The following is a 26,670-nucleotide window of genomic DNA, read 5'->3' as shown; positions in this document are numbered from 1 at the left end:
TTTTTCCCCTCCGTCACTTCTTATCTCTTTTATAAAAAGGTGTGGCAGCTACAGCTGCTTTCAGCCGTTTGCCGCGGATTTCAACTTCAACCTCATTGCCCAGCTCTGCATATTGGGTCTTGATCAGGGCAAGGCCGATGTTCTTCTTCAGGGTCGGTGATTGTGTACCTGTCGTCACTTCGCCGATCTGCTCACCATTCGCCAGCACCGGATAGCCGTGGCGCGGGATTCCCCTGTCAATCATTTCAATTCCGACCAGCTTTCTCGGCACACCGTTTTCTTTTTGCTGCTTAAGGACGGGCTTGCCGATGAAATCTGCTTCTTTATTAATCTTTACAGCAAAACCGATTCCGGCTTCAAGGGGGGTAATGTCAGGCGACAGCTCCTGCCCGTACAGCGCAAGGTTTGCTTCAAACCTTAGAGTGTCGCGGCAGCCAAGCCCGCAAGGCAGCACACCTTCTTCTTTTCCGGCTTCAAGGATATCATTCCAGAGGCTTGCGGCATCACCCGAATTGCAGTAAATTTCGAATCCATCCTCACCCGTATAGCCGGTGCGGGAAACCAGCGCTTTTTTGCCATTCAGATCCACATCATTGGTGAATTTAAAAAAGCCTATTTCGCTTAAATCGTTTTCGCCTGCCAGCTTCTGGAGGATCACTTCAGCTGCAGGACCCTGCAAGGCAAGCTGGGCAGTCTGATCGGAAATATTTTTGATATCAGCGCCCTCAATCAGATGCTCTTCAAGCCACTGATAATCCTTTTCTATATTTGCCGCATTGACAACCAGCAGATAATGATCGTCCTCGAATTTATACACAAGCAAATCATCCACAGTGCCGCCGCTTTCATAGCACATCGCGGTATACTGTGCACCGCCGCTTTTCAGCTTGGAGATATCATTGGTCATCATTTTTTGCAGGAAATCCAGGCTGGCCTGCCCCTTCACTTCTATCTCGCCCATATGGGAAACATCGAACAGACCTGCTTTTGTTCTGACCGCTTCGTGCTCATCTTTGATGCCTGTGAACTGCACTGGCAGGTCCCAGCCGCCAAAATCGATGGTTTTTGCTCCAAGCTTCCGGTATTCCTCATATAATGGTGTTCGTTTTAGCTGCGACATTCACTTGTCCCCCTTGATCCAAATAATAAATACAAGATTGCTAACCATGAGGCTCTAGCGCCTGAAGGTTTTGGGCACGAAAAAAGGACAGAGCAATCCCCCGTTCCTAACGAGGGTCTCTGTCCTGGCACCTGAAAGTTTACCTTTTACCGGTTTTCCCCTTTGGTGGCTTCCTAAATGAAGCACTCTCCAGAGCCGCGTCCAACAAGGGTTCTTTTGCCTGAGAGATTCACATGAATGCTTGCTCCTTCGGCGCTGTATACACAGTCTCTCCCCTTATTCTCATCCGCATTTATAATTTTTTCCAATATGGCCATACTATTAAAGAAGAATCAGCAGCTTCACGCTGCAGATGGCCGTTCGGAGCCAAAATTTGTTTAATGACAAATTTCGAAACATTCAAAGCTATTATCATCCTACCATCCTATTTCAGATTGGGCAATATATAATTTGAGACGCTTCTTTTTACCTGCAAGACTCCCCGGAGGGCATTGCCCAGTGGGGCTTAACTACAAGCGAAGGAGCTGTTTTTCATGCCAGTCCAGATCGATTTTGATTCTACATGGCAAACCGAGTTTCTATCAAGAATATCCAATGACGGACCCTGGGGGAATTGGGAGCTTTACAGACTTGCAGCAGAGGTCGAGCAGCATACCATTATCCCCGAATTCCATGGCCTCCAGGCTCCGGGGCACTTGCCTGACCTGACGCCGCTCCCCCACCAGCTGGAAGTTGCCAGGCAGGTAGTTGAAAATATGAACGGAAAAGCGATACTGGCTGATGAAGTCGGGCTCGGAAAAACGATTGAAGCAGGGCTCATTTTAAAAGAATATATGATCAGGGGTCTCGTGAAAAAAGTCCTTATCCTGGTTCCAGCCTCTCTTGTCACCCAGTGGGAAATCGAGCTGAACACAAAATTCTACATACCAGCAGTTGCCCAGCGCAAGGCTTATGTGTGGGAGCAGTGCGACGTGGTGGTCTCTTCCATTGATACAGCCAAAAGGAATCCGCATCGCGATATCATTTTCTCCCTTGATTATGATTTAATCATCATCGATGAAGCACATAAGCTGAAAAACAGCAAAACGAAAAACTATGAATTTGTCCAAAGCCTCAAAAAGAAATTCTGCCTGCTCCTAACTGCTACACCAATTCAGAACAGGATAAGCGAGATTTTCAACCTCGTTTCGCTATTGAAGCCGGGCCATTTGGGAAATGAAACAGCTTTTTACGAAAAATATAAAAAGGATTCACGCTCGCTCGATGACAATGCCCATCTGAAAGAGCTGGTCAATAAAGTGATGATCCGGAACAGGCGGGCAGATACCGGGATTGAATGGACAAAACGCCATGTAGAGACCATTCCGATTGAATTCTCCGCAGAAGAAAGGGAACTGTACGAGTCTGTCACAGCATTGAGAGGGGAAGGAGATTGGGTCAATTCAAGCCAGTTCTCCGTCATGACCCTGCAGCGCGAGGCCTGCAGCAGCCGGGAGGCAGTCTTTTATACTCTCCGCAATATGGTCGCCCGCCAGGAAGCACCTTCTGATATGTTTCAGGAGCAGATTCAGTTCCTGGTCAGCAAAGTGGAGAAGGTGCAGAGAAATTCCAAAGCAGAAAAAGCACTCGAGCTCATCAAAGGCATCGATGACAAGGTCATCATTTTCACTGAATACAGGGCGACCCAGCTTTACCTTCAATGGTTTCTAAAGCAGCACGGCATCAGTTCAGTCCCCTTCAGGGGCGGCTTCAAGAGGGGAAAGAAGGACTGGATGAGAGAGCTGTTCAAGAACAATGTCCAGGTCCTGATTGCCACAGAGGCCGGGGGTGAAGGGATCAACCTCCAATTCTGCAACCATATTATCAATTATGACCTGCCATGGAACCCGATGCGCCTTGAACAGAGGATCGGAAGGATCCACCGTTTGGGCCAGGAAAAAGATGTGATGATTTATAACTTCGCAGTTAAAGATACTGTTGAAGAACATATCCTCAAATTGTTGTATGAGAAGATTCATCTGTTTGAAAAAGTCATCGGGGAGCTTGATGATATCCTCGCCAAGCTTGACTTCGGAAGCATTGAGGACCATCTGACAGATATTTTCGGAAGATCGGCTTCAGAGGGAGAGATGAGAATCAAAATGGAGAACTTGAATAGCATGATTCAGCTTGCTGAAGAAATGAAGGAGGATGGCGCACATGCAGCAGCAGGAAATACGTAAATTCCTGGCACGCTATTTTACCGCAAACGGCTGTGATATCACTGAGGAGGGGCCAGGCTATATGACGGTCCAGCTGACCATTGAGCTTGATAAAGAGCTGATGAACCGTCCTTTCTACTGGCATTATCTCGAGAAAACCGGCGGCATCCCGAACCCGATGAAGCTGACGTTCATTACTAACCGGCAGCTTGCGCCTCCTGATTTAAAGGGGGAAACAATTCATTTCGGTTCTCCGCGCCTGCATCAGATATTTCAATCAGCACGGAGCCTTGCAGGCTACATCCGCCTGTACGAACAGCATACTTCCCCGCCGGGCAGGCAGACGCCTTTAAGGCCATGGCTTTGTATGAATGTAAAGATTTCTTATCAATGCGACAGGAAAAGAGATGTATTCAAATCGATCGGACTGCAGCTCCTCAATGGCCAAATGGTGGAAGACTTCCATGACCGCCTGCTGCAGCTGCAGCTTACACCGAAGATCCCGGACTATTCGTTTACATTGTCGCCTCTGATCATGCCAAAGAGCGGCATCAGCAGGATTGAAGGGTTCCTGAAGTCGCAGATTGATTCAGAGGAGCACGGCTGGGCTGACGAAGCAAGGGAACGGTGGAAAAAGGATCTTGAGCTGCTTGAACATTTTTATGAAGATATGGAAGAGCCGAACGAGACATATGAAAATGAAAAAGCTGCCCTGCAGGAGCAGTATGAGCCAAAAGTTAATGTCAGCATTGTGAATGGCGGACTTTTCTATCTGACAGATGCGGCCGTTTAGGCTGAAACTGCATGGCTTTTACACATTTTCAATGCTTGTCCGGTATTCGCCGCTCCCCTTCTCCTGCTGCAGCATAAGCTGGTACAAGATAAGGGAGTATCCTAAGGCTGTACTTCCTTATCACCACCCCTTGATAGTTTCCAGTAAATATCTCTTCATCTCCCGAAAAAAAGAGAAGTGCAGGCCAGGCCCGCACTTCCCTTTTTTATTTCCGGCACTTTCATTGCCCTCTATCAGGCTGGCATGCTTCCTAATTTCTCAGGCAAGCCTGCTCATACCTCCTTTTCTATGGCCGTTTTGCCGCTTTTGCTTTTTTCAGACCAGCCAGCAGTGCATATGGTATGATTCCGAACCATTTAAACAGGAACGGCTCTTTTTCATCCTTGCGGCTTTCCTTCTGTTTTTTCCGCTCATCCTTCGGCTGGTCCATATACTTCACGAAAGTCTGGGTGACATATTTCACATAATCATTGGTCTTCATCGGACACACCTCTCTTTAGTCAAAGTATGTCCCGGCCGTCAGCATTTCAAACACAGCTCCGCTTCTGCAGCGATGGAACCGATTGTCCTCCCATCAGTCTCAATGATATGGTCGGCGGCATCCTTATACAATGAAAGCCTCGATTGATAGAGAACTTTGACTTTCTGTTCAAGCCCGCCTTCGAGCAGCGGACGTGCCGTATCAGCAGCAAGCCTTTTAATCGTTTCCTCAGGCGAGGCATGCAGGAACAGGACAGTTCCGGTGTTTTTTAGAAGCTCGCGGTTTTCCTCCCTTAAGACGACACCGCCCCCTGTAGTGACGATAATATCCCTTGCCGACAAACGCTTGAGCATTTGCGTCTCCAGCTTCCGGAAATAATCCTCGCCACTCCGGGCAAACATCTCCTTAATGCTAATACCTGCTTCCTTTTCTATTTCCTCATCCATGTCAAAGACGGGCTTTCCAAGGGCCGAGGAAAGCTCTTTGCCGACAGTTGTCTTCCCCGCTCCCATAAAGCCGATTAAGTAGATTGTGTTCATCAGGCGGATCTCCGTTCACTTTTTTTCTGTCCATTTTATCATTTTTCCGCGGTCTCTGTCATAAAAAGCATACGAAACGATCGGTTTCTGAGATCCTATAGCCAAGGTAAAGGAGATTTCAAAGAGTGAGCCAGCCAGTTCTGTCATTGTATATGTCACAGTCCCTTCTTTAAAGGTAAAACTGCCAGGCTGGAGGGTTTCTTCCTCCCCCATATCCGCCAGGTGCCTCTCAAGCCTTTTGACAGAGCTGAGCAAATAATAATCCTGTTTGAGGATTTGTTCTTTTTCGTTCAGTAACTTTGCTTCTGACACATTCTGTCCCAGCAGGATAAGAAGAAATAAGCATGAAGCCAGAAGAATGCTCAGAGACAAAGGAAAAGCAAACCCTTTTTCATTCCGGAGCAATCTGGTTCACCTCGATAAATGGCACAATCACTGTGTAAAAATTCTCCCCGCTCAGGCTTTGGGCTTCTACGAGCAGGCTATTGCCCTGAAAGGAAAAAGAGGCTGCCTGGATATTCTGCAAAACCACTTCATGCCCTTTCCCGTTAACCCTCCTTCTGAGATTGCTTCCGTATTTTTCAAAGCTGACAGACTCGCCGCTATCCGCAAGCGTCAGCCGCCCTTCATCTACTGCAATATTTCCGCTCATATGAACCTCTTTTTTCAGCTGTGCAGAAAAGATTTCCCATTCCATTCTTCGCAGCCTCTTTTCTGAAGCTTCCCCATCTGCCAGAAATCTGAGCGAAAGGGGGAGCAGTGAAGCTATAATGATGAAGATGCTGAAGCTGAAGAGCATCTCAGCCAGTGTAAAGCCGTTACTCTTTAAAATAAATGTCACAAATTCTTTCTTTTTGCCTGTTCTTTTTCTCATATTGAACACAAACCTCCACTGCCAGAGCATCCAATTCCAGCTCCTTTATGGGATAGGCTTCATGGTCAAGCATAGAAGGGGCAGATCCCGCAGCTTTCATCTGAAGATATTCATATAAGACCTGAACCGCTTCAGAGCTTTTTCTGTGTTCCTCCGCCTGATCTGACGCATGCAGGAACAGCGGAAACAGCACACAGGCTGAAACAAGCCAGGCAGACAGGCTGAGGATAAGCTCCGCAAGAAAGAAGCCTTCATTCTTTAACAATATAAAACCTTCCTTTCCCTATTAAAAATGTAATCCTGTATGTGTCCCCGCCGGCTTCGGCATACATTGAACCGAAACTGCTTAAATTTCCGCTTGGGAGAAAACGGAAGGATAATTTCATTGTATCTTCGTATATGGTGATATCCTCCTCATAGCTTCTGTCGATAATAGAAGCAGAATCGGGGGGGACGGCAATATAACGGTTTTCGTCCGGAAAAACATAAAAGGAAATGGTCTGCTGGCGGGAAATCGCATATTGCTGTGCGAAAAAGAGGTCTGATTGAAGCTGAGACAAGAACAGCCTGCTTTCAAGCCGGCTTGCCTGAGGGCCGATATATACAGCTGCCAAAGAAGAAATCAGAAGGAATATTGAGAAGACAAGCAGTGTTTCAACGAGTGTGAAGCCCCTTTCCCCTTTAGCCATTATTCAGCTGCGTGACCTCCCCATCCTCACTGATAGAGATGCTGCTGCCGTTCGGACAGGAAGTTTCACCTTCTTTTAAATATCCCTCGCTGACAAGCTCCTCCATTCCTGAAGGATACTTTTTATGCTCAATCTCATATGACTGGACCTGGGCCTGGACCATCTTGATGAATGCCTCGCAGCCTTTGCTGTTGATCTTGGAATTATGCTTGGTGATATTCGGCACGGTTATGATGAGCAGTACAGAAATAACAAGCAGGACGATCATCATTTCTATAAGGGTAAAACCTTTTTCGTTTTTCATTTGTTCCTCTCCTTTATAATCCATTTAGTAAATGAAACATGGGGAGCATCACGGCCAGATACATGGATACCACGAGCCCGCCGATGAGGGAAAATAATACTGGCTGGACGATTTTGAGGCCTGCAGTGATCTTCTGCTCGAATGCTTCCATGCAGTGGATACTGTAGAACCTCAGCTCCTGTCCAAGTTTTCCGTTTCTCTCGCCATGGCGGATGATCTGGCAAAGATCTTCCTGAAAAAAAGCAAAGCCGGACAAAATATCATCCAGTTTCTCCCCTGTTCTGAGCCTGGTTTTTATGGATTCTCCCAGTTCACTGTAAAAAGGCTGCTGGGGATTTCGCTGGAATAAGAGGAGAGCCTCAGAGACTGAGAGCCCCCCTCCCAATAGATAGCCCAGCTGGGCCGTGAAATACTGGGTGTAAAACAGCCGGAGCAGAGGGCCGGCTGCAGGGAGCATGGCCAGGCGCCGTTTCTGGTCAATCTGGGGGAGATGCCTGAACTTAAAGCAATAATACAATAATGAAGCTGCTGCGATGGCAAGGAAGAGGACAGCAAAAATAGGGAATGCGGCACCTGCAAGCATTACCGCTTCAGTAAAGAAATTTGTTTCTAAATCCATGGAAGAAAACAGAGAAGTAAATCTGGGGAGGAGAGTCTGCTGCACAAAGAAAAAAAGAATAGATGTGGCTGACATCAGGAAAAGCGGATAATAGAGGATTTTTCTGAGGCTGCTGATATCCTTGCTTCTTCTTTCCATAATAGCGCTGCCGTCTATAAAGGCTTCTGCAAGACCGCCATGCTGCTCGGCAAAATAGACATAGCCGATTAGAGTGGGGTTGAACTTGAGGTTTGTGAGGATCCGGAAAAAAGGATGCCCCTCTTTCAAATCATTTAGACTATCTGAAATTGCAGTTTTTCTGTAATCAGGCAGATGATAGGCAAGGGATTCGATTGCTTCGCTGAGGGGGTAGCCCCTCTGCAGCAGTTCGCCTGTCCGTTTCAGGAACCCCGCCTGTTCATCCAGCGTCCATTTACGAGTCCTCATTATACACCCACCGATCCATTTCTGCCTCCTTGATATAACCAAGCGCAATCCCTTTGAGGATGGCATTCCTCAGAGTAGGATACTGATAAGGGCTCCCTTCCCCCCTGGCCTCCTTCATGACCGCAGAAAGGGCTTTGCCTGTTAATAGCTCAAACACACTCGCCCTTTTTCCCGCTGCGGCACCCCGGCAGTGCGGCGGGCAGGTACCGCTGCAGTATGGGCATGACAGTTCCACGAGCCGCTGAGCTGTTACTGCTATCAGGGTCTGCTCAATCTCCTGCCATCCAATCCCGAACTCACTCAGCCGGTATATGGCACCCCTGGCATCCCGGGTGTGCATTGTACTCAGCACCAGATGGCCTGTCAGCGCAGCCCGTACGGCAATTTCCGCCGTCTCTGCATCGCGAATCTCACCGACCATAATGATGTCCGGATCATGCCTCAGGATGGCCTTCAGCCCTGATGCATATGACACTCCCGCTTTTTCATTTACCTGCACCTGAAGCACAAGGTCGCTGTCCTTCTCAATCGGGTCCTCAAGCGTGATGACATTTCTTTTGAATAAGGATGAAGTTTCATGAAGGAGGGAATAAAGGGTGGTCGTTTTTCCGCTGCCGGTCGGACCGGTAAAGAGAACCAGTCCATGGGCATGCTTCAGCAGTGCCAGGAGCTTATTCGACATAGCCGGGAACAGGGAGATCTTTGAGATGTGGATATTGTCTTCCTGGGGAAGGATGCGGATGACCAGGCTTTCGTGGTGGGAAGAAGGAAGGGTGGACAATCGGAGGCCGATCAGCTTCTGATCAATCTCCAGTGAATACGCGCCGCTTTGCGGCCTTCTGCGGTCGCCGATATCCATCGAAGCAGAGAACTTGAAATGGGAAATAAGCCTCTCACATTCATCGGTCGGCAGCACCTGCCGCGATATGAGCCTGTCAGCGATCCTGAGCTGGACCAGAGTGTCATGCCTGCGCGGGAGGATGTGGATATCCGAGGCATTTCTCCTGACCGCATCACATACAATGCTGTCGGCCAATCGTTCAATTTTACTCAACCATATAACACCGCCTTTCTTTGGGATAATACTTATTTCGACAGATCCTGCAAATGTCCTCCCGATATTTTTATTTTTTTGCATAGGATTTCCGCTTTTCCATATACTATGATTACACAGCAGCAGTGGGCTATAGCCAAGCGGTAAGGCAACGGACTTTGACTCCGTCATGCGTTGGTTCGAATCCAGCTAGCCCAGTTTCAAGCGGCAGAAAAAGGGGAATCAGCACGGCTGATTCCCCTTTTTCTGTTCAGCTGCTCAGCTTCAGCGTTTCTTTCCTGCTGGCAATCCCCTTTAATGCATCGGGATTATAGCCGACGACCAGCTTCTTCCCGTCAGTCAGAATGGGCCTTCTCAGCAGCTTCGGCTCTTCCACGATCATTTTTACAACCTCTGACAGGGAGAGTTCATTAACATCGATGTTTAAATTTTTGAAGGTGCTGCTGCGGGTGGCCAGAACCTCATCAAGGCCTTCTGTGGTCAAAGACAGGATTTCAAGCAGCTCTTTGCTGGATGGTGTTTCACGGAACAGATGCCTTTCTGAAAAGTCAATTGAGTTTGCCTTGAGCCAGCTTTTGGTCTTTCGGCATGATGTACAGCTCGGGTAGGTGAAAAAAGTCAGTTCATTCATTTATATCCCTCACTTTTCTGGTTTTTAGTAGTTAGATAGTTTGTTGTTAAATGAATTGTACACCATTTGTATAACCTTTGTACAGTAAATTACACCTGTTATTCTATACTTTTTTGTGAACTTTTTTCTAACATTCTTTTTCCCTTCCCTGTTTCTGCTGCCGCTGTATTATAATGGAAGTGGTTGGGTGGAGGTGATGGAATGGATCAAATACTAAAGGTGACTAATGTGCTGGCTGATCCAACCCGCTATCATATTTATCAGTTCATAACAAAGAAGCACAAGGATGTCACTGTCCAGGAGATGGCTGAAAACTTCAGCATTCATGCAAATGTTGCCCGCCTGCATCTGTCAAAATTGGAAGATGCCGGTTTATTGGTTTCCGAATCCGGCAAGACGGGAAAAGGGGGAAGGCCAAGCAGGCACTATAAGCTCTCTGATGAATTGATCCAGATGAATTTCCCATTCCGGGATTTCCAGCTGCTTGCAAGAATCAGCATTGAATCAATGGTGGATCTTGGTGATGCCGGCAAAAAAGCCCTGAAAGAGACCGGAAGGAAATTTGGCAGGGAGCTTCTTATACAAGAATTGAACAGGCAGGGAAAAAAAGAGGAAGACCTTTCTTTTGATGAAAGATTCTTCATGCTAAAGGGTGCAGCCATGGCGGCTGGATTTTTCCCTGAGTTCAGCATGAATGCCGAAAAAAACAAAATATACTTCCAAATTTACAACTGCCCTTTTAAAGAGGTGGCAGCCAAGCATCCGGCCGCTGTGTGCGAAATGCACTTCGAATACCTGGAAGGAATGCTCGGTGCACTCTTCCCTTCGGCCGAACTTGCTGAAACGGAGAACATGATGAATAACTGCAAATCATGCTCATACTATGCAGCGGTTACAAAGTAACAGCAAAGAGTTGTTTACTTTTTAATAAGAATTACTTTATAATATGGTAGTGATTGAACTGCTTGCTTTAAAGGAGGGATACATATGGATCGCATGTACAGAGTATTGGGATTCTGGACGGGCATTTTTGCTGTCATGTTCTTCTTGGGGGACATGTATACAACGTCTCTAATCTTCTTCGGCCAAACAGGATTTTTCCTGCTTCTAAGCTATTTAAAGCTTTCCGAACGTATGTATATTTATATTTTTGGCGCTTATTTAACCGTTTTCTTTGTTGGCTTCACCTACTGGTCAACTTTTATGATGACCCCAGGAGCCGGAGGGCACTAATTTGCGCAAAAGAAAAAGCGATGGATACCCATCGCTTTTTTCTATTTCAAGATAAGAAAGTATATTTTTAAAACTTGATTTACTGTGCAGCAGAGTCTGCATTCCTTAAGGGAGCAGTGCCCTTTTGCTTTTCTTATCCTGCACCCAGCCCCTTCGTCTGCACGATGCTATGAAAGGCAGCACTCATCCCGGAAGGCATGATCAGCTGCCTGATCGCCCGGTTCCGCCTGCTGGCCGCAGAAAAGGGATCAGGATCATTATGATTTTGCAGAGCCTTCAGGATGCCGCAGGAAAGGAGGAATCCATCCTGCCTGTACTTTTCTTCAAATTTCAAGTCCCGCTTCTCTCCTTCACGGATAAAAGAATCGAAATGGACATGGCTGGTTATGTCCATTTTGCCGGGACTGCTTAAGAAATCCTCGATCAGCTTATGATTTGAATAGCCCCTCAAGCTTCCTCTTTTCCTGGCAGGCTCCATCAATTCTTCATCTGTATATCCATAATCCACCGTCAGGACAATCCCCTTCTGAAGCACTGCAGAAATGGAGGAAATCAAATCAATCATCCTTAGAGGGATTTCCAGGCGCTGATTTTCTTTTAGCTTAAGACCGTTATCCCTAATGTAGGCAAGGACAGCAGAGTCTTCAAGGGTAACAGCTTCTTCCTTAAGCTTCCCGTTTTCCATTGCAACCATAATTTCCATCATGTTACCCTGCTGTTTTTCAACCAGTCTGACCGGCAGGGCATCGAATAATTCATTAGAAAAAATCAAACCGCAAAAAGGCATAAGTTCCCCGAGCGAATCGATTTGCTGAACACTGGCTCCTAAAAGAGAAGACTGCAGGCTTTTATGATATGGGCTTTCTTCTTTAATAAAATATGTGACAGGCTCCACTGACAGTTTATTCCACTCGTCAATGAATGCTGAAGCAAAACGGCCGTCACCTGCCCCGATTTCACAGACACAGGAAGGGAGCCCCCGCTCCTTTGTCTGGCGATAATACCACATGGCAACAGCCCTTCCATAGATATCAGAAATATTTGCTGTAGTGATGAAATCCCCATTGCGGCCGACTTTCGGCCCGGGAACCATATAATAGCCTTTATTTTCGTCATATAGTGCGATATCCATATACTGCTCAGCCGTTATCCTTCCCGATGGGCTGCGGCTGATGATTTCAGTCAAAAGTTCCAGCACCCTTCATCCCCGCCTTTATGTAATAGCTCAGAATCCATTAAGGAATGGATTGGAGTCCATTTCCTGCCCGATATAAGTAGCAGGCCCGTGCCCTGACAGGACCAGGGTATCCTCCGGCAGCACCAGTAGCTTGTCGTGGATGCTCTTCAGCAGCTTTTCATGGTTTCCGCCGGGAAGGTCTGTCCTTCCTATGCTTCCGCTGAACAATGCATCCCCTGAAGCTACCAGGCCGGACTCGGGGAAGTAGAATGAAACACTTCCAGGCGAATGGCCGGGCGTCTCAAGAATTTTGAATGAAAATGCGCCGATTTTCATTTCCTGATCTCCTGAAAGAAGATTCTCCGCAGGCTTGGCAGTGACCTTGCCCATCCTGAAAAACTGTGAGCCGTTCAGGGAAGGGTCACGCAGCCATGAAGCTTCCTTTTTATGAAGATAAGCAGGACAGCCGAATTCTTCCCTGATTTCATCCAATGCTCCAATATGGTCAAAATGGGCATGCGTCAGCAGAACAGCAAGCGGCTTCAGCTTATTGCCTTTAATATATCCCGCCAGCTTTGCCGCCTCTCCACCCGGATCTATGACCAGGCAGGTTCCATCCTCTCTTGAAAGAACATAGCTGTTTGTCTGAATCGGACCTAAAGGTATCTGTTTCCACTCCATTTAAAAAGCCTCCAGTTGAACATTTATTTATGTATATTTTACACTATTACTAATACCATCTAAAGCTGATTGCATACGGCGGAAAAAATAAACCGGGGGGTGCTGAATTGAAGATTGTTTATGCGGCAGAGGCTTCAAGCCTTATAGAGGAATTGCCGGAGTTTGATTTGCTGCTCAGAAATGAAACAAACCTGAAGGATAAAGCAGGCACCATATATTTGTACGACTCTGCACAGGATAGGGAGACAGCGGTCTCTTTGCTGACAGAAGGGCATCTGCTCGAAGACCAGCACCTCCTCATAAGCCTGGAAGATGCCATTATAGGGGAACATTTTGATGATTGCGGAACCATTTCTGAAAACGGGGGATACTATCTTTGGCTGGAGCTTGTTCTCCCATTTGCCATTACAGACGGGGATCCGACCCAGCGGGAGATGGCCCTGCTGCAATTAGAAGAGCATCTGGCGGCATCCTCTTCCCCGGCATGCGGGCACGTTTATTTTATCGGGGTACATCTGAAGGAGCTGGCTTCAGGGATTGCAAGGGCATACGACATAGAAGTGTCATTTTTAGACCTCGACAAATCGGGTATATAAAATATATAATAATAACGAATGTAAACCATTACTTACATACGGATTTTACTAATCTGATCATACGATAAAGGGGGCTTTTCAACATGGGCTTGGTCATTGTCTTTGCTTTGGTTTCATTGCTTGCAGCATACGGCACCTTCTCTGCGCTTAAAAATAAGAATCTCCTAGGAATTGTGTTTGGGGGAGGCTCTTTTGCCGTTTTCGGCTGGTTTGCAGTTATGACTCTTATTCACCACGGTTTTCCGGCGGCACACTAATGCATTGAAAAAAGCTTCTGCCCTGCAGCAAGCTTTTTTTATTTTCACAGAAAAAAACAGGACTGCTTGAAGCAGCCCTGTTATTCCGATTCCTCCAGGCGGCTTTGCACCCTTGCCACCTTGTCTTCCATCTTTCTTGCAACATCGCGCCTGTCATCTATCCGGATGTTGGTTGCAGCACGTGCAAGCCCTTTTTCGAATGGCACTTCATGCATCGCTTCGATAACCTTGAATAAATCCGGCAGCTCTCCTTCAATAAGCGTGCTCATAGGGGTCAGCTGAAACCTGATCAGCCCTTCGCTTTCAAACTTCTGCAGAACTCTTTGAATATCTGCCACATATGCACTGACACTTGGCGAATCAGTTCCGATCGGAATGATTGTTACATCTGCAATAGCCACTTACATCACTCTTTCAATCTTATTCAAAGCCTCTATAGAGCACAGAGGTTTCATTTTGTATTGTAGACCTTTCCTTATTTAAACGAAAGGGAAAACTATTCTTTTTTTACAAGATCAACCGTTGTTTTATCAGTCATATTCAGAAGCTTTTCAAAATAAAACCCGTACAGGCACCAGCTGCCTTCAGGAGTGCAGCTCAAAGGCTCGTTTTCCATCTCCTCGAATAGGATATCCCTGGTCTGTTCATCAGGATTATAGCTGATCAGCCTGAAACCTTCTGCGTAGGCATCTGCTTCTGTACTGTAAAGCGGTTCAAAGGTATAAAAATTACCGGCAGATTGATCATATGCATAGTAAGGAACCAGCCAATCCGAATATCTTGTCAAATGAGGCATCGAAAAAGAAGATACACGCTGGAAGCTTCCGTCATAGAAGGTATACTCAGCCATCCCTTCCTGCTCCTGATCGACAGAAAGAGCCACAATGCCTTCAGGCAGGGCTTCTGCTTTAATTAGATCATCAAGGACAGTTACGGCCTCTCCATTCAAAAGCCCTATCGTTTTCATAGGAGCAAAGAGAGAAGGGCTTTGCTCGCTCCAATCCAGGTAAAACAAATCATCCTTGGAGATCCATTGGGCAAAAGGCTCAGGCAGTTTAATTTTTTCAAGCTTCTTCTCGCTGATTTGAAGGCGGAACACTTGAAACTCCCAATCCTCATTGAACACTGAAAGCAGGAGGCTGTTCTCGTCAAAAGGATTCCACTCAACTGCAAGCTCATAAAGCTCCATGGTTTCTTCAGCTAATTGGGCTCCTTTGTGATCAATGATGGTTATGGTGCTTTCGTTGCCGGCATGTGGTGACTGGATGAGCAGATATTTCCCTGATGGGCTGACTGTTACAGCAGCGATCGAATCTTCACCCTCATAGATTGTTTGCTGTTTCCCTGATTTAATATTATGGGTAATCACTTTTGTTCCTTCCTGTCCCGCGACAGTAAAGGCAAGTATGTTCTTTCCAACCCATCCGCTGATGGACTGGATTTCCCCCTCTTCGACGGTTACAGGCTTCACTTTGAATTTTTCTTCCTGTTCTCCCTGCCCCTTGCCAGCTGCCTGGGGCGCCGATTGATCTTTCCCATTTTCCCCGCCATCCCGGCTGGCAGGCTCGGGGCTGCACCCGAAAAGGAAGAGTGTGGATAAGGCAAATACAAACAGGAATGGGCCTAAAAACTTAAAAAATTGGTGAGAGTCTTCATGTTTCATTCCACACATCCTTTTTCCCTTCTGAGTCCATAAATGGTTTTCAAGTAAATTTATCTTTTATGTTACAAATATATTATATTTTAATAACAATAAATTTTAAACCGATAATCGGCGAATATATGAATTACATATATATGGAAGCGAGGAAGATACCGAGCGTCTCTTCAAAAATCTCATCAAACTGTGACAAAGGAAGCGGATTGATCCCTTTTCCCAATTCAATCGTGAAACCGGGTCTCTGGAATTCTTTTATAAACCAATCCTTGTATCCTGCAAAACTGTCTACATACTGGATGGGCTCATAGCCGCTCACCCTCTCAAACTCGCTGGCAAGCACGGCAGATTCAGGCGGCTCCAAGCCCTCGTATCCCCAATAGAATTCCTCGCCCTGGGTATGGTATGCAAGCATCCTGCCAAACTCCCGCTCCCGAGCGAGTGCCGCCATCGCTTGAGCCTCAGGTTCTGTCAGAGGTGCGGTTCCCGGAAAATCCCTTGGTGCCGGACCCTTCTCTTCCTTCCGCTCTTTTTCAACCTCCCACTTGGCCGGAAATTGATTATTCAGGTCGACTCCCCGTATATTTGCTTTCCAGCCTGTAAAATCCAGGCTGCCCCTGTTGATTTCTGCCAGTTCTCCTTCCATACCCCCGGGAGGCCCTTCCAGGACCAGGTTCACCCCATCCGGGTTTACCATCGGTACGATGGATAGATCGACTGAATCATACAAAGGGAGTGTGGTGATGCCTCTTATCGGGGTGCTGTTGGTTAGAGACAGCAGGAATGTGTTCAGTTGGAGCATCAATACAGATGATGTAATCCATTCATTAGCATGGAATGAGGCATTCAGGTGCACCTTCTTGCTCCCATTGCCCAGCCTGATTTCATAGAGGGTCTTCCCGAGGACGCTTTCCCCTGCCGAACCTACCTTTATGAAGGGAAAGATGTCTGCAAGCTCCCTGATATCAGTTTCAAGCTGCCCAAATGTATATTTTTTCCTCCCATCTACAACCGGGGAAACTGCTCTCACAGGAATCAGTATTTCCTCTCCGGGCTGAATCCTGTTTGGGTTGACATCCTGGTTCAGGAGAAGCAGGGCATCCACTGAAAGGCTGCGGGAGGCGCTTATTTTCCAGAAGGTATCATTTTCGCGGATTATATAGGATTGTACAATAAAGCCGGGAATCGCTATTTCCTGGCCGATCTGCAGCCTCGCTGGATCCACCCCGGGGTTGGAATCAGCCAAAAGGCCTGCGGGCACCATAAAAAGACTGCTGTAATACCAAAGCGAATCGCCTGATCGGACTGCTACTTTCATGAAGATCCCCCTTTCCATCTTCTCATATGTATGACGGAAAGGGGCCAATCATTACAGTCCATAAAAGAAGGAGCTGCATTTTCACTGGCAGCCCCTTTTTCCTTGTGATTCAATTATTGCCCTTGTGTTTGATATACGGAGAATCCTCATAAAACCTTAATAGGTCACCATAAATAATTTTATCGGAATATTCAAGTTCATTTTTCGCTTTCTCAATATATGGCTCACAGGCTGCTGCGTCAGCCGGTTCGGCAGTTTCCTTGCTGTAGCAGGTATCCCGGGTATAAATGTAGTCTTTTGTAATGAAGCTGCCATCCCTGAGCACAGTAAACTCCTGGCGGTCATTTGCAAACAGATCTGCCCCAAAATCGATGTCATTCCTGGTATCTATGCCGAGGAGATGGAGTATGGTCGGCTTTAAATCGATCTGACCAGACACTTTCGAAATCGTTTTTCCCTCCTGGCCGGGAATGTGTATGATGAGAGGGACCCGCTGCAGCTGGGTGCTTACAAACGGAGTAACCTCTGTGCCGAGGAATTCTCCCATCGCTTTATTATGGTTCTCTGATATGCCGTAATGGTCACCGTATAGGATGATGATGGAATCTTCATATATGCCCTCATCTTTAAGCTTTTGAATGAAATTTTTAATTGCTTCATCAGTGTAGCGGACCGTTGGGAAATAGTTATCAACAGTCTTGTTGCCGGACGTATACGGTTCAATGAACTGATCTTCTTCCCCAAGCTCGAAAGGGAAGTGGTTGGTCAGTGTGATGAATTTTGCATAATAAGGCTCAGGCATTTCCTTTAAGTGCTGTATCGACTGTTCAAAGAAATCGATATCTTTCATCCCCCAGCCGACTGAATTGTTCTCTGTCACCTCATAATCCGGAAGAGAATAAAAACGCTGGTACCCAAATGAGTCATACATGATATCCCTGTTCCAGAAGCTCTTATTGTTGGCATGGAGTGATGCTGTATAATATCCGTTCTGATTCAGAATCTCAGGGGCAGCGGCAAATTTATTCCCGGAATGCGTGAAAAATACTGCTCCCCGGCTGAGCGGATAAAGGGAATTATCTACAAGGAATTCAGAATCAGATGTTTTCCCTTGTGCTGTCTGATGGTAAAAATTATCGAAATAGTAGCTTTCTTTTATGAAGTCATTTAAAAAAGGTGTGATTTCCTGCCCATTGACCTTTTCATTGATGACAAAGTTCTGGGTGGATTCCATTGAAATAAGGATGACATTCTTCCCTTTGGCAATGCCGAACATATCATCCTCCGGGGGAACGTAGCTGGCCCGCGCATAGTTTCCTATGTCCGCCAATTCGCTTCCATCGGCCAAGGCACGCTGTGCTGACGATTTCGACTGCAGGAAAACGTCGTAAATATGATAATTATAGGTGCCGATATTCTTGACCAGCATTTCCCTGTCAAAGGTTCGTGTCAGCAGCTGGGGACGCTCGGTTTCTGCAAGCCCTAAATTAAAAAAGGCAATGGCAACGGCCGCCAGGAAAAAAGCCCTCCGGTTCTTTTGGGAAGGTTCGCGGTACAGCAGGCCTTGAGGTCTAAACATCATGATGATGGCCAGAATAATGAAATCTGCAAAATAAAGCAAATCAGTCAAGTTAAGCAGCTCGCTCACACTGCTTCCAAGATCGCTCATATTGCTCGTTTGGAACAGGACCGGGACAGTCAGAAAATCATTGAAAAACCGGTAAAAGACCACATTTGCAAAAAGGACCGCTGATATAATGAAGCTGGAAATAACAACATACCTGACCTGATTTTTCTTCTTCATAAAAAGCCCGAATCCCAGTACAAACATCAAAAAGCTAAGAGGATTGATCAGCAGGATCAATTCCTGTTTGAAATTCTCAATTTTTATATCGAAGCTAGTTTTATAGGCGATATAGGTTTTAAGCCAGAGCACTGCTACCGCAAATCCAATCAGGTGGAGTGCAGGCCATCTTTTATTCCCCATGATATACCTCCCTGCATTGCCGAATGAAAGACAATCATCTGCTAAATTATGGAAACAACAAAGATAATCTTAATGCTTTCTCAATAAAAAATCAATTTTACTTTTACATTCCGAATGTATAATAGGTTATTGGCTGTTCCTTCTTACCCACCTTATTAGACGTTTCAAACAATGAAAGGTTTCTGGTTTGTCCTGTTCCGCCAAAAATGCTTCTATAGTCTGATGACTGTCTCCCGCCATAGGGGGACTTTTTACTTTGATTTTATGGTTTCCTTTTTCCCCATCCTTAAATCGCAGAAATTCTTCCTGTATCTCCTGTTTTCATCACAAAAAAAAGCCCTTCTGCAGAGGCAAAAGGCTTTTTTATATTATTTGTTTTTGATAAGCCAGGCAGCGCCAATGACCCCGGCGTCATTGCCAAGAGTGGCAATATCGATCGACGTGGACTCGGCAACCCTTGGAAAAGCAAAGCGGGCAAAATGGGCTTTGACCGGATCCAGCAGTATGCTTCCGGCTTTGGAAACGCCGCCCCCGAGTACGATTTTCTCGGGATTGAGTGTATTGGCAATATTGGCCAGTACGAGCCCCAGATGGAAGGAGACTTCTTCAATAACCTTGCCGGCTGTATCATCGCCCTGTCTGGCTGCATCGAAGACATCTTTAGCAGATAAGGATCCATTACTCCTGTTCAATTCATGCAGCATGCCTTCATCTTGTCCCTTTTTCATATTGTCCAGCGCAATCCTCACAATACCAGTAGCAGAAGCGATTGTCTCCAGGCAGCCGGTTTTGCCGCAATTGCAGGGGGCACCGCCTTCAGGAATGGCGGCAATATGACCGATTTCCCCGGCTGCTCCGCTTGTTCCCTGGACTATATCCCCGTTGGCGATCACTCCTCCGCCTACTCCAGTTCCAAGCGTGACACACACAAGGTCTTTAGCGCCATCCCCGGCACCCTTCCACATTTCACCCAATGCGGCACAATTGGCGTCATTGTCTATGATGACCGGCAAAGAGGTTTCCACTTCAAGCAAATCCTTTAAAGGATAATTATCTTTCCAGCCAAGATTCACAGTATTATAAACAACACCTGAAGCGAGATCTACCGGACCAGGTGCTCCCATGCCGATACCGGCAACATTTTCCTTGCTGTGATCCAGTTCTTCAAGCTTTTGGTCGATTGCTTTGGCAATATTAATGGTAATATTCTTGCCAAAATTAGAATTATCAGTCGGGATCTCCCATTTGTGAATGATTTCGCCGTAAAAATTCAAAAAAGCCAATTTGGTTGTCGTGCCTCCCAAATCCACTCCGATTAGCCATTTTTCAGCCATTATTGTCACCTTTTCTTTCTATCGTTTTGTTTTTATGAGCAGCTGCCTTTCATGCCTGACGAGCAAAATGGCAGTCTGAAAATCCTTTGTGTCAATCAGCTGGGACTGGCGGAGCTCCATCAGCTCCTCTTCCATCAGCTCAAGGTCAGCCGACCTGTCACCAATATAAATGAATGTCCCATACTTTTTTAAAAATTGCTGTACATCATAAATGCTTTTCATTCTCAACCCTCTTACTATTGGTTTGCTTTCATATTTTTGCAGCGGTTACATCACTAAAAGTATAATCGAAAAACATGGCTATCTCAATGGAAAACCGCAGCTTAAGGTCTTTTTAAGACGGAACAGGACAGTTTGAGGCGCGGGCAGCAGTTCAGGGTGCCTTGCAGAGCTGACGGCACGAGATAAAGTTTCCCATTTTGTCTTATTCATACGGCTGCTGTAAAAAAAGTTTCACACAAAAAAGCCAACTAAAAAAGCCCCTCCAATTAAGAGGGGCTTTTGCCGGTATCCACTGCATCCTTCAACGATCAGGATCTTTGGGATGGAGAAACCGCGGACGCCTGTTTTTCAGAGGAATCGGCGATCTGAGCAGGACGTCCCTGAATGCCCTTAAATTAAACGGAAGAAACGGCCATAAGTATGGGACGCCAAACGAATTAATCCTCGCAAGCATAAAGATCAGCAATGTTACTGCAAGTATGAAACCATATTCATGGAATGCTGCTGTGGCCAGCAGCAGAAATATTCTAACAAGCCTGTTGGCAAGGCTCATTTCATAGCTTGGAGTTGAAAAGGTGCCGATCGCCGCGATGGCGAGGTACAATACAACCTCATTAATAAACAATCCCACCTCCACTGCCACCTGTCCGATCATCAGTGCTGCAACAAGCCCCAGGGCTGTTGCAAGGGCGGAAGGAGTATGTATGGCCGCCATCCGGAGCATATCGAGTCCAAGCTCTATAATCAGGAACTGCAGGATAAGGGGCAGCTCCCCCATTTCATTCGGACCGATATACGCGAGGCCTTCCGGAAGCAATTCGGGCTTTATGGCCAGCAGATAATAAAACGGAAGCAGGAAGATTGATGCCCAGACAGCCAAAAAACGGACAAAACGCAAATATGCCCCAATCATTGGCTTGTTCCTGTACTCTTCTGCATGCTGAAGATGGTGCCAGAAGGTGGTCGGGGTTATCATCACACTTGGCGAGCCATCAATCATAATGCATACATGGCCTTCGAACAAGTGGGTCGCTGCTGTGTCGGGGCGTTCAGTATATCTGACCATGGGAAACGGGTTCCAGTGCCTGCCTGAAATGAACTCCTCAATCGTTTTTTCTGCCATTGGGAGTCCGTCCGTATCAATCTTTGATAGTGCTTCCTTTATTTTCTTCACTGTATCCGGATCGGCAATGTCCTCGATATAGCTGACCACAATATCAGTCTTTGACCTTCTCCCTACCTGCATATATTCCATGCGCAATGTACGGTCACGGATCCGCCTCCGTGTTAAGGCTGTATTGAAGACGAGTGTTTCAACGAATCCATCCCTTGATCCCCTGACAACTCTTTCCGTATCAGGCTCTTCCGGCCCCCTGACAGGATAGGTCCGCGCATCAATCAGGATCGCTTTTTCCACTCCATCTGCGAGCAAAGCAGTAGGGCCTGACAGTACAGCATCCACAACCTTATCCAGATCATCCAGGGTCTCTACCTCAACATACGGGATGTAGGTTTTGACAAGCTTTGCCAGGGTGTCCCCTTCCAGCTGTTCTTTGTCCAGGCTTGAAAGCAATTTCATCAGATAATGGAGAATATCATCTTTTACAAATCCATCAACCAGATACAGTGCCATTTCCCTTTCAGCATATTCCACATTCAGCTGAATCACATCAAAGCTTTTATCAACCCCAAGCGCTTCTTTCAGATAGGCTGTATTCTCACTAAGAACGGGGCTGACACGCTTTTTCGTTTCTTCCATCTTCAACACATCCTGACAATATGAACATATTATTCCAAACAATAGTCTCATCATAGACAATGGTTGGAAAAAACATACCATGCCGGGAAATTATCCAGTTATCGAACGCCACTTCCTGGGGCAGCGTCTGCATGACCCCCTGCCTGGGGGCCTCAACACGAACCTCCCCGAAAGACGTTCTTTGCCTTTTTGGGAGGTTTGGCTTGTGACCTCAGTGCTGCTGGACATTGGTCAGGAATTAAGAACAATCCGCAAGACTTACAATTTATAAATTTTTAACAAAAAAAAGCACAGCTTTATTCAAGCTGCGCCTCAGTACTGCTGATTTCATCCAGCAGGCGTTTATAATCCTCTTGAGAAGGGTTCAGTTCAATAGCATGCTCTGCATACTCTTTAGCCTTTGAAGGATCCTGCTCATTATAGGATATAACGGCAAGATAGTAATACGCCCCATCCAGATCCGGATGCTCACTGACAAGCTCCTCAAGCCTGTTCTTCGCCTTTACTGCTTCTCCTCTCTCCAGCTCCAGATAGGACAGAAGGAGCCGCATTTCAGCAGAAGAGCTTTCAGAGCCTTCCACCTTTTCACTTACAAGGCTGTATGCTTTGTCATATTCCCTGTTCTTGGTATATTCCTGCGCCATTATGAACACCGATTCCTCATCAAGCTCCCTGTCAGGACTGTAGCCGTATGAAATCCCGGTATAAATGACGGCAGACGCCAGAACAAGGAAAAGGAGCTGTATCCCGAATCTTCTTTTTCGGGGCAAATTGACCATTCCCGCTGCAAGGAATCCTCCTGCAAGGCCGCCAAGATGACCCGCATTATCTATGCCCGGTACAGAAAAACCAAAAAGCAGATTGATGCCGAGTACAATCAGGATGTTCAGCCCCATGGTCCTGAAAAAGAGCTTGGGCTGAATCAGGCCAAAATAGAGAAGTGCCCCGAAACAGCCAAAAATGGCTCCGCTTGCACCAGCAGAAACACTTGAGTTGAACAGGAAGCTGGCCAGGGCGCCCATGAAGCCGGCCAGTATATAAATGAACAGGAACCTTGTGCTTCCGTATATCTTTTCTACAGCTGTTCCCAGATAATAAAGGGCCAATGTATTCATGACAAGGTGCAGCAGCCCGATATGAAGCACAATCGGTGTGAAGAAACGCCACCACTCCCCTTCTAAAATGAGCGGATTGTATTTTGCCCCGTATTGAATCAGCACTGAGGTCTTCTCGCTTCCTCCATTGGCTTCCAGCCAAAAGAACATGGCTACCTGGATAAAGATAAAAAGGTAAGTGAAAATCGGCCTCCCCTGATTAAAGACAGCTCTTTCTGCTTTAACTTTATCAGCTGCTTTTCCCAGGGCAGCACGCTTTATGCTTTCAACTTCAGATTCTTCATATTCCTGCTTTAAGTCAAATGTAATAGAAGTTTTGAGAAAATCCCCTGCTTGCTTCAGCCCTTCTTCATAGCCTGCCCGGTCAATCAGGATATTGGCCACCTTCGTTTTGCCTCCTGCACCGGATGGCGGATCAAGCCTGAATGTATAATCATCAACCGGGGGATAAGCTGTTACATATATATTGAGGATAGTCAGCTCTCTTTTTCTGACTTGCTTCCTTATGTTTTCTCCATTTGCTGCTGTGAGGTCAATATCGCGCTGAAGTGAATTTCCCCAATCCAGATTTCTCCGCAGCAGCCTGACGACCTGTGTATCCTTGCTTTCCAGTTTTTCAAGCCAGATTTCGTTCTGGTTCTTCGACATCTGCACAAGCCTGTAATCTTTTTCGGCTATCAAAAAATAGGCCAGCCTCCAAAATAAATAATCTTCCATGTATACCAATGCTTCCCCTACTTTCTTTGGCAACTCCGGCGCAATTATCCTCTTACACTATAGGCAATGCTCTCTCCTTTTGTCTAGCACCGGCTCCTGAACGTTCAGCAGTTATACATTTTTTCCTTATTTCCCCTCATCCTAAACAGACTTAAACAGATTGAACGGCATTTTCCCAAAATAAAAAGGCCCTTTCTGGACCTTTTTCCGGACAGTTCCGGCAAGCTTACCAGCTTGTATTTCCGGAAAAAACCGATTTCATCATTTTATTCCTTACGCCTGGTACATTCATCAATGAAGTAACAAACAGACGGCGCAGGACAGAGCTTCCCAGCACTATATTGACTACGCGAAAACGGTTTTGATAAAGATAATATCCCCCGACGCCAATGGCTAATATGGAAATAATCCGTGACATACATCATCCCTCCTGAGATTATTTTTAACGAAAAACTCCATATTATCCATCAGCATTCAATGATTACAGCGGGTTCCTGTATGTATTATGACAGCCAAAGCACGCAGCCAATCCCCAAAAGGGCAGCAGCTGACCCGCTTGCAAAATTGACAGCATCGTTGGTCATCCATCTGTACCCGGAAACCAATTCGGCCCGGCTTCCGCAATGTTTGCTTTTTTCTATATCAGCCCCGCAATAGGCACATCTGTATGAAGCCTGCCAATACGCACCAATAAAGGTATCCAGTATATTACCGATGCATCCGAACAGAAAGATGGCCATCATATGCCCTGATGGAAAGGAAAAAAGCAAACCTGCTCCGCCAGCTATAAAAAGTGAGCCTGCTGCACCTGCTGCCGATCCAAGGACGCTGACTGCCCCGGATGTCCCTGCTGCTGCTTTTCTCCATGTCCTGATGGAGATAGGGTAGGATTTGCTCAAAGCCCCTATCTCAGAGGACCAGGTATCAGAATTGGCACTGGCCAGGGAAATAGAAAAGGCAGAAAGCCACAATATTTGCGGGTCAAACACGTATATGATGCTGAAAACCGCAGCAAGCCCGCCATTGGCTGCGACCTGAAGCCAGTTTCTCCGGGCTCCTTTTCCCTGTTTTTCTTCCATCATTGTTTTTTGTTTCTTTTTGTAAACCGACCATAAGCTGGATGTTAAAAAAAACAGCCCCAGCAGAGCCAGGCCCCGCCAGCCGGTACCAAATGCTATGCATATCCCCGCTGCAGCGGCTGCAATGCTCCCAGATGGAGCCAGAAGCCGCAGCTTCAAGCTTAGGATAGATGCAAGCAGCACAAAAGCTGACAGCCATAAAAAATCAAACATCATCAGGAGCTGTAATGATCATATCAATTTTTTTATCATGGGGCTCAACAGGCAATTCAGTAACCATTTGCATGCGGAAGGCAAGGGCAATGGTGTTCCCGCCATATCCAGCGAGCCAGCGGTCATAGTAGCCTCCTCCGAAGCCAAGCCGCTGGCCGCCGGAAGAATAAGCAAGGCCAGGGACAACCGTCAGGCCGATTTCCTCCGGCTCAATCTTTTCTGTCAACGATTCAATCGGCTCTAATAAGCCATAGTACACAGATTCCAGCTCAAGGAAGGAAGACAGCAGCCTGAATTCCATCCTTCTATCCGCAGGAAAGCACTTAGGGACTGCGACTCTTTTCCCTTCCTCCCAGGCGCGGCGGATGATCTGCAGGGTATCCGGCTCAGGAAACCTGGAAACGGTTATCCCGATTGTTCCTGCCTTTTTCCAGCTTTCTTCATTATATAGCCTTTGTGCGAGCTGATAGGAATATTGTTCATATTCCTGTTTAGCTATTTTCGAAAGCTTCTCTTTCACTTCTTTCCGAAGCTTGTTTTTATCTGCCAAGTCAATTCCTTCCCTTCCCAGCCATTTTCTTCATCATAGCATAATCATGGATATGGCGATGATTAAAAAATGAAGAATAATAAAAAAGCCCGGACATGTCCGGACTCCTGAAAATGGGCACAAAAAAACAGTGGAAGAATCCACTGTTTATTTTGTTTCGCGGTGCAATGTAACACGCTTCAATCTTGGGCTGTATTTCTTAAGCTCAAGACGATCTGGGTTGTTACGTTTATTTTTTTTAGTAATATAGTTACGATCACCAGTCTCTGTGCAAGCCAACGTAATGTTCACACGCATGTAATTTCCCTCCAAACTATGTTTCATCCTAGTTCGTTCATACGACTTTTCTATAATATCATTAATTCAGCTTAAATGCTAGTCCGTTTTTTCATGACTTTTTAATTTTTGATTTAAACATTCTTATCCAGCGGCCTTATCGAAACAGAAGCCCCTCCATGGACCATTTCTTTTGCCGGTACAGAGATCTCCAGAAGCAGCACACTGGAAGACTCCCCCCTGATCATCGGAACATAATTCAATATCCCCCTTTTTTCATGCTTCCAGATTTGTCCGTCTAAAGCAGCACTTAAAGACAGGGCTGAAAGCTGTGTCCGATTCCTGCCGGGCGAATCTGGAGAGATCAGGAACAGTTTGTTATTGCATGCGTGGTAAATCGCCTCTCTTGAAGGTGAAACAAACGAAAAAGCTTCGCCCCCTGCTTCCTGATAAAAAGCAAATAATAATTTGACGGAGACAGAAGATGCTTGGTCATTCACCACTTTTGCAAAAAATTTATCAGATTCTGTTTCGCCCTTTTTATGGCCAAAAGAGACCGAAACTCCTTTTTCAGGATAAATGTCTCCGCCATATCCCTTTTCCTGCCAGCAGGTCCGGCCTTCCAGCCATACTCCCTGCCTGACGAGCAGCCTCCCGCCTGCCCGTCTGCTATCTTGGTCTAAATCATGCAGATTGGCTGATTGTCTCATTTCCTCGCACCTTTATCCCTTCTATGTAGTCAATAGTCTGCGAAATGTACGATAGCCC

32 protein-coding genes, 1 tRNA gene and 2 riboswitches are annotated in these 26,670 nt (G+C 46.4%); of the genes, 7 read left to right on the top strand and 26 right to left on the bottom strand.

Going from position 1 to position 26,670, the window contains the following annotated elements; all coding sequences use genetic code 11:
• Positions 1-13 precede the first annotated feature (13 nt).
• Positions 14-1,120 carry a glycine cleavage system aminomethyltransferase GcvT gene (gene gcvT / locus LCM00_RS06495; RefSeq protein WP_224899147.1) on the bottom strand — a complete coding sequence of 369 codons (1,107 nt, stop codon included), beginning with the start codon at positions 1,118-1,120 and terminating at the stop codon, positions 14-16.
• 117 nt (positions 1,121-1,237) lie between these two features.
• Positions 1,238-1,315: riboswitch (glycine riboswitch) on the bottom strand.
• 3 nt (positions 1,316-1,318) lie between these two features.
• Positions 1,319-1,406: riboswitch (glycine riboswitch) on the bottom strand.
• A gap of 247 nt (positions 1,407-1,653) precedes the next feature.
• Between gcvT and LCM00_RS06490 the strand changes: the two genes are divergently transcribed.
• Together LCM00_RS06490 and LCM00_RS06485 are read left to right on the top strand one after the other, a co-directional pair.
• A complete protein-coding gene (locus LCM00_RS06490; RefSeq protein ID WP_224899144.1) occupies positions 1,654-3,342 on the top strand; it encodes a DEAD/DEAH box helicase in 1,689 nt (562 codons plus the stop codon).
• Positions 3,320-4,114 (top strand): YqhG family protein, encoded by a 795-nt coding sequence (locus LCM00_RS06485; RefSeq protein WP_224899141.1) that lies wholly within the window; start codon positions 3,320-3,322, stop codon positions 4,112-4,114. The genes LCM00_RS06490 and LCM00_RS06485 overlap by 23 nt, the downstream gene beginning before the upstream one ends.
• 286 nt (positions 4,115-4,400) lie before the next feature.
• Here the strand turns inward: LCM00_RS06485 and LCM00_RS06480 are convergent, their stop codons facing one another.
• Genes LCM00_RS06480 through comGA form a run of 9 tightly spaced genes read right to left on the bottom strand, consistent with a single transcriptional unit; the run spans position 4,401 to position 9,100 of the window.
• Positions 4,401-4,595, bottom strand: a complete 195-nt coding sequence (locus LCM00_RS06480; protein WP_224899138.1) for a YqzE family protein — start codon at positions 4,593-4,595, stop codon at positions 4,401-4,403.
• 38 nt (positions 4,596-4,633) lie between these two features.
• On the bottom strand, positions 4,634-5,134 hold the full coding sequence (locus LCM00_RS06475; RefSeq protein WP_224899135.1) for a shikimate kinase: 501 nt from the start codon (positions 5,132-5,134) through the stop codon (positions 4,634-4,636).
• A 15-nt stretch (positions 5,135-5,149) separates the two neighbouring features.
• Positions 5,150-5,506, bottom strand: coding sequence for a competence type IV pilus minor pilin ComGG (comGG, locus tag LCM00_RS06470; protein WP_224899132.1), 357 nt, complete (start codon positions 5,504-5,506; stop codon positions 5,150-5,152).
• A gap of 19 nt (positions 5,507-5,525) precedes the next feature.
• A complete protein-coding gene (gene comGF, locus LCM00_RS06465) occupies positions 5,526-6,008 on the bottom strand; it encodes a competence type IV pilus minor pilin ComGF (protein WP_224899129.1) in 483 nt (160 codons plus the stop codon).
• Positions 5,953-6,273 (bottom strand): phosphatase, encoded by a 321-nt coding sequence (locus LCM00_RS06460; protein ID WP_224899126.1) that lies wholly within the window; start codon positions 6,271-6,273, stop codon positions 5,953-5,955. Before LCM00_RS06460 ends, comGF begins: the two co-directional genes overlap by 56 nt.
• The gene (gene comGD, locus LCM00_RS06455) at positions 6,260-6,697 is read right to left on the bottom strand and encodes a competence type IV pilus minor pilin ComGD (RefSeq protein WP_224899123.1); all 438 of its coding nucleotides are present in this window, start codon (positions 6,695-6,697) and stop codon (positions 6,260-6,262) included. The genes LCM00_RS06460 and comGD overlap by 14 nt, the downstream gene beginning before the upstream one ends.
• Positions 6,690-7,001 carry a competence type IV pilus major pilin ComGC gene (comGC, locus tag LCM00_RS06450; protein WP_224899120.1) on the bottom strand — a complete coding sequence of 104 codons (312 nt, stop codon included), beginning with the start codon at positions 6,999-7,001 and terminating at the stop codon, positions 6,690-6,692. Before comGC ends, comGD begins: the two co-directional genes overlap by 8 nt.
• A gap of 13 nt (positions 7,002-7,014) precedes the next feature.
• Positions 7,015-8,046, bottom strand: a complete 1,032-nt coding sequence (gene comGB / locus LCM00_RS06445; protein ID WP_224899117.1) for a competence type IV pilus assembly protein ComGB — start codon at positions 8,044-8,046, stop codon at positions 7,015-7,017.
• Positions 8,033-9,100, bottom strand: a complete 1,068-nt coding sequence (gene comGA, locus LCM00_RS06440; RefSeq protein ID WP_224899114.1) for a competence type IV pilus ATPase ComGA — start codon at positions 9,098-9,100, stop codon at positions 8,033-8,035. Before comGA ends, comGB begins: the two co-directional genes overlap by 14 nt.
• Positions 9,101-9,226: 126 nt before the next feature.
• On the opposite strand from comGA, the gene LCM00_RS06435 reads away from it, so the two are divergent.
• Positions 9,227-9,298 (top strand) — tRNA-Gln (locus tag LCM00_RS06435).
• Positions 9,299-9,350: 52 nt separating this feature from the next.
• Here the strand turns inward: LCM00_RS06435 and LCM00_RS06430 are convergent.
• On the bottom strand, positions 9,351-9,731 hold the full coding sequence (locus tag LCM00_RS06430) for a Spx/MgsR family RNA polymerase-binding regulatory protein (protein ID WP_224899111.1): 381 nt from the start codon (positions 9,729-9,731) through the stop codon (positions 9,351-9,353).
• Positions 9,732-9,932: 201 nt separating this feature from the next.
• Here LCM00_RS06430 and LCM00_RS06425 point away from each other — a divergent pair, with 201 nt between their 5' ends.
• A complete protein-coding gene (locus LCM00_RS06425; RefSeq protein WP_224899108.1) occupies positions 9,933-10,634 on the top strand; it encodes a helix-turn-helix transcriptional regulator in 702 nt (233 codons plus the stop codon).
• Between the two features lie 84 nt (positions 10,635-10,718).
• On the top strand, positions 10,719-10,964 hold the full coding sequence (locus LCM00_RS06420) for a DUF2626 domain-containing protein (RefSeq protein ID WP_009794909.1): 246 nt from the start codon (positions 10,719-10,721) through the stop codon (positions 10,962-10,964).
• A gap of 133 nt (positions 10,965-11,097) precedes the next feature.
• Here LCM00_RS06420 and LCM00_RS06415 read toward each other — a convergent pair whose 3' ends face one another.
• Together LCM00_RS06415 and LCM00_RS06410 are read right to left on the bottom strand one after the other, a co-directional pair.
• On the bottom strand, positions 11,098-12,162 hold the full coding sequence (locus tag LCM00_RS06415; RefSeq protein WP_224899104.1) for a class I SAM-dependent methyltransferase: 1,065 nt from the start codon (positions 12,160-12,162) through the stop codon (positions 11,098-11,100).
• 27 nt (positions 12,163-12,189) lie between these two features.
• Positions 12,190-12,822: an MBL fold metallo-hydrolase gene (locus tag LCM00_RS06410; protein WP_224899101.1), complete on the bottom strand. Its 633-nt coding sequence runs from the start codon at positions 12,820-12,822 to the stop codon at positions 12,190-12,192.
• A gap of 107 nt (positions 12,823-12,929) precedes the next feature.
• Here LCM00_RS06410 and LCM00_RS06405 point away from each other — a divergent pair, with 107 nt between their 5' ends.
• Complete coding sequence (locus tag LCM00_RS06405; RefSeq protein WP_224899098.1) at positions 12,930-13,418, top strand: hypothetical protein; 489 nt, start codon at positions 12,930-12,932, stop codon at positions 13,416-13,418.
• Positions 13,419-13,501: 83 nt separating this feature from the next.
• Positions 13,502-13,675 carry a DUF2759 domain-containing protein gene (locus tag LCM00_RS06400; protein ID WP_009794905.1) on the top strand — a complete coding sequence of 58 codons (174 nt, stop codon included), beginning with the start codon at positions 13,502-13,504 and terminating at the stop codon, positions 13,673-13,675.
• An 80-nt stretch (positions 13,676-13,755) separates the two neighbouring features.
• Here LCM00_RS06400 and LCM00_RS06395 read toward each other — a convergent pair whose 3' ends face one another.
• From LCM00_RS06395 to LCM00_RS06335, 13 genes are all read right to left on the bottom strand, one after another.
• Positions 13,756-14,076, bottom strand: a complete 321-nt coding sequence (locus LCM00_RS06395; RefSeq protein WP_148977208.1) for an MTH1187 family thiamine-binding protein — start codon at positions 14,074-14,076, stop codon at positions 13,756-13,758.
• Between the two features lie 95 nt (positions 14,077-14,171).
• On the bottom strand, positions 14,172-15,338 hold the full coding sequence (locus tag LCM00_RS06390) for a YqgU-like beta propeller domain-containing protein (RefSeq protein ID WP_224899095.1): 1,167 nt from the start codon (positions 15,336-15,338) through the stop codon (positions 14,172-14,174).
• A gap of 124 nt (positions 15,339-15,462) precedes the next feature.
• Positions 15,463-16,650, bottom strand: a complete 1,188-nt coding sequence (locus tag LCM00_RS06385; protein ID WP_224899092.1) for a M14 family metallopeptidase — start codon at positions 16,648-16,650, stop codon at positions 15,463-15,465.
• Positions 16,651-16,759: 109 nt separating this feature from the next.
• Positions 16,760-18,637: an LTA synthase family protein gene (locus LCM00_RS06380; RefSeq protein WP_224899089.1), complete on the bottom strand. Its 1,878-nt coding sequence runs from the start codon at positions 18,635-18,637 to the stop codon at positions 16,760-16,762.
• A gap of 368 nt (positions 18,638-19,005) precedes the next feature.
• The gene (locus tag LCM00_RS06375) at positions 19,006-19,971 is read right to left on the bottom strand and encodes an ROK family glucokinase (RefSeq protein WP_224899084.1); all 966 of its coding nucleotides are present in this window, start codon (positions 19,969-19,971) and stop codon (positions 19,006-19,008) included.
• Between the two features lie 18 nt (positions 19,972-19,989).
• Complete coding sequence (locus LCM00_RS06370) at positions 19,990-20,193, bottom strand: YqgQ family protein (RefSeq protein WP_224899081.1); 204 nt, start codon at positions 20,191-20,193, stop codon at positions 19,990-19,992.
• A 301-nt stretch (positions 20,194-20,494) separates the two neighbouring features.
• The gene (locus LCM00_RS06365) at positions 20,495-21,952 is read right to left on the bottom strand and encodes a spore germination protein (protein ID WP_224899078.1); all 1,458 of its coding nucleotides are present in this window, start codon (positions 21,950-21,952) and stop codon (positions 20,495-20,497) included.
• Positions 21,953-22,248: 296 nt separating this feature from the next.
• Positions 22,249-23,784 carry a rhomboid family protein gene (locus LCM00_RS06360; RefSeq protein WP_224899075.1) on the bottom strand — a complete coding sequence of 512 codons (1,536 nt, stop codon included), beginning with the start codon at positions 23,782-23,784 and terminating at the stop codon, positions 22,249-22,251.
• A gap of 226 nt (positions 23,785-24,010) precedes the next feature.
• Entirely contained in the window at positions 24,011-24,202 is a 192-nt protein-coding gene (locus tag LCM00_RS06355) for a hypothetical protein (protein WP_224899072.1), read from the bottom strand.
• A gap of 85 nt (positions 24,203-24,287) precedes the next feature.
• A complete protein-coding gene (locus LCM00_RS06350) occupies positions 24,288-25,076 on the bottom strand; it encodes a DUF92 domain-containing protein (protein ID WP_224899068.1) in 789 nt (262 codons plus the stop codon).
• A complete protein-coding gene (locus tag LCM00_RS06345; protein ID WP_224899065.1) occupies positions 25,069-25,626 on the bottom strand; it encodes a 5-formyltetrahydrofolate cyclo-ligase in 558 nt (185 codons plus the stop codon). Before LCM00_RS06345 ends, LCM00_RS06350 begins: the two co-directional genes overlap by 8 nt.
• A gap of 147 nt (positions 25,627-25,773) precedes the next feature.
• Complete coding sequence (rpmG, locus tag LCM00_RS06340) at positions 25,774-25,923, bottom strand: 50S ribosomal protein L33 (RefSeq protein WP_022544192.1); 150 nt, start codon at positions 25,921-25,923, stop codon at positions 25,774-25,776.
• 113 nt (positions 25,924-26,036) lie between these two features.
• Positions 26,037-26,612: a hypothetical protein gene (locus LCM00_RS06335; protein WP_224899062.1), complete on the bottom strand. Its 576-nt coding sequence runs from the start codon at positions 26,610-26,612 to the stop codon at positions 26,037-26,039.
• Between the last annotated feature and the right edge of the window lie 58 nt (positions 26,613-26,670).

It is taken from the genome of Bacillus infantis, from assembly GCF_020171945.1.
In the GTDB taxonomy this organism is placed as follows: Bacteria; Bacillota; Bacilli; order Bacillales; family Cytobacillaceae; genus Bacillus_AB; species Bacillus_AB infantis_A.
This window is presented reverse-complemented; position numbering and strand designations above follow the sequence as displayed.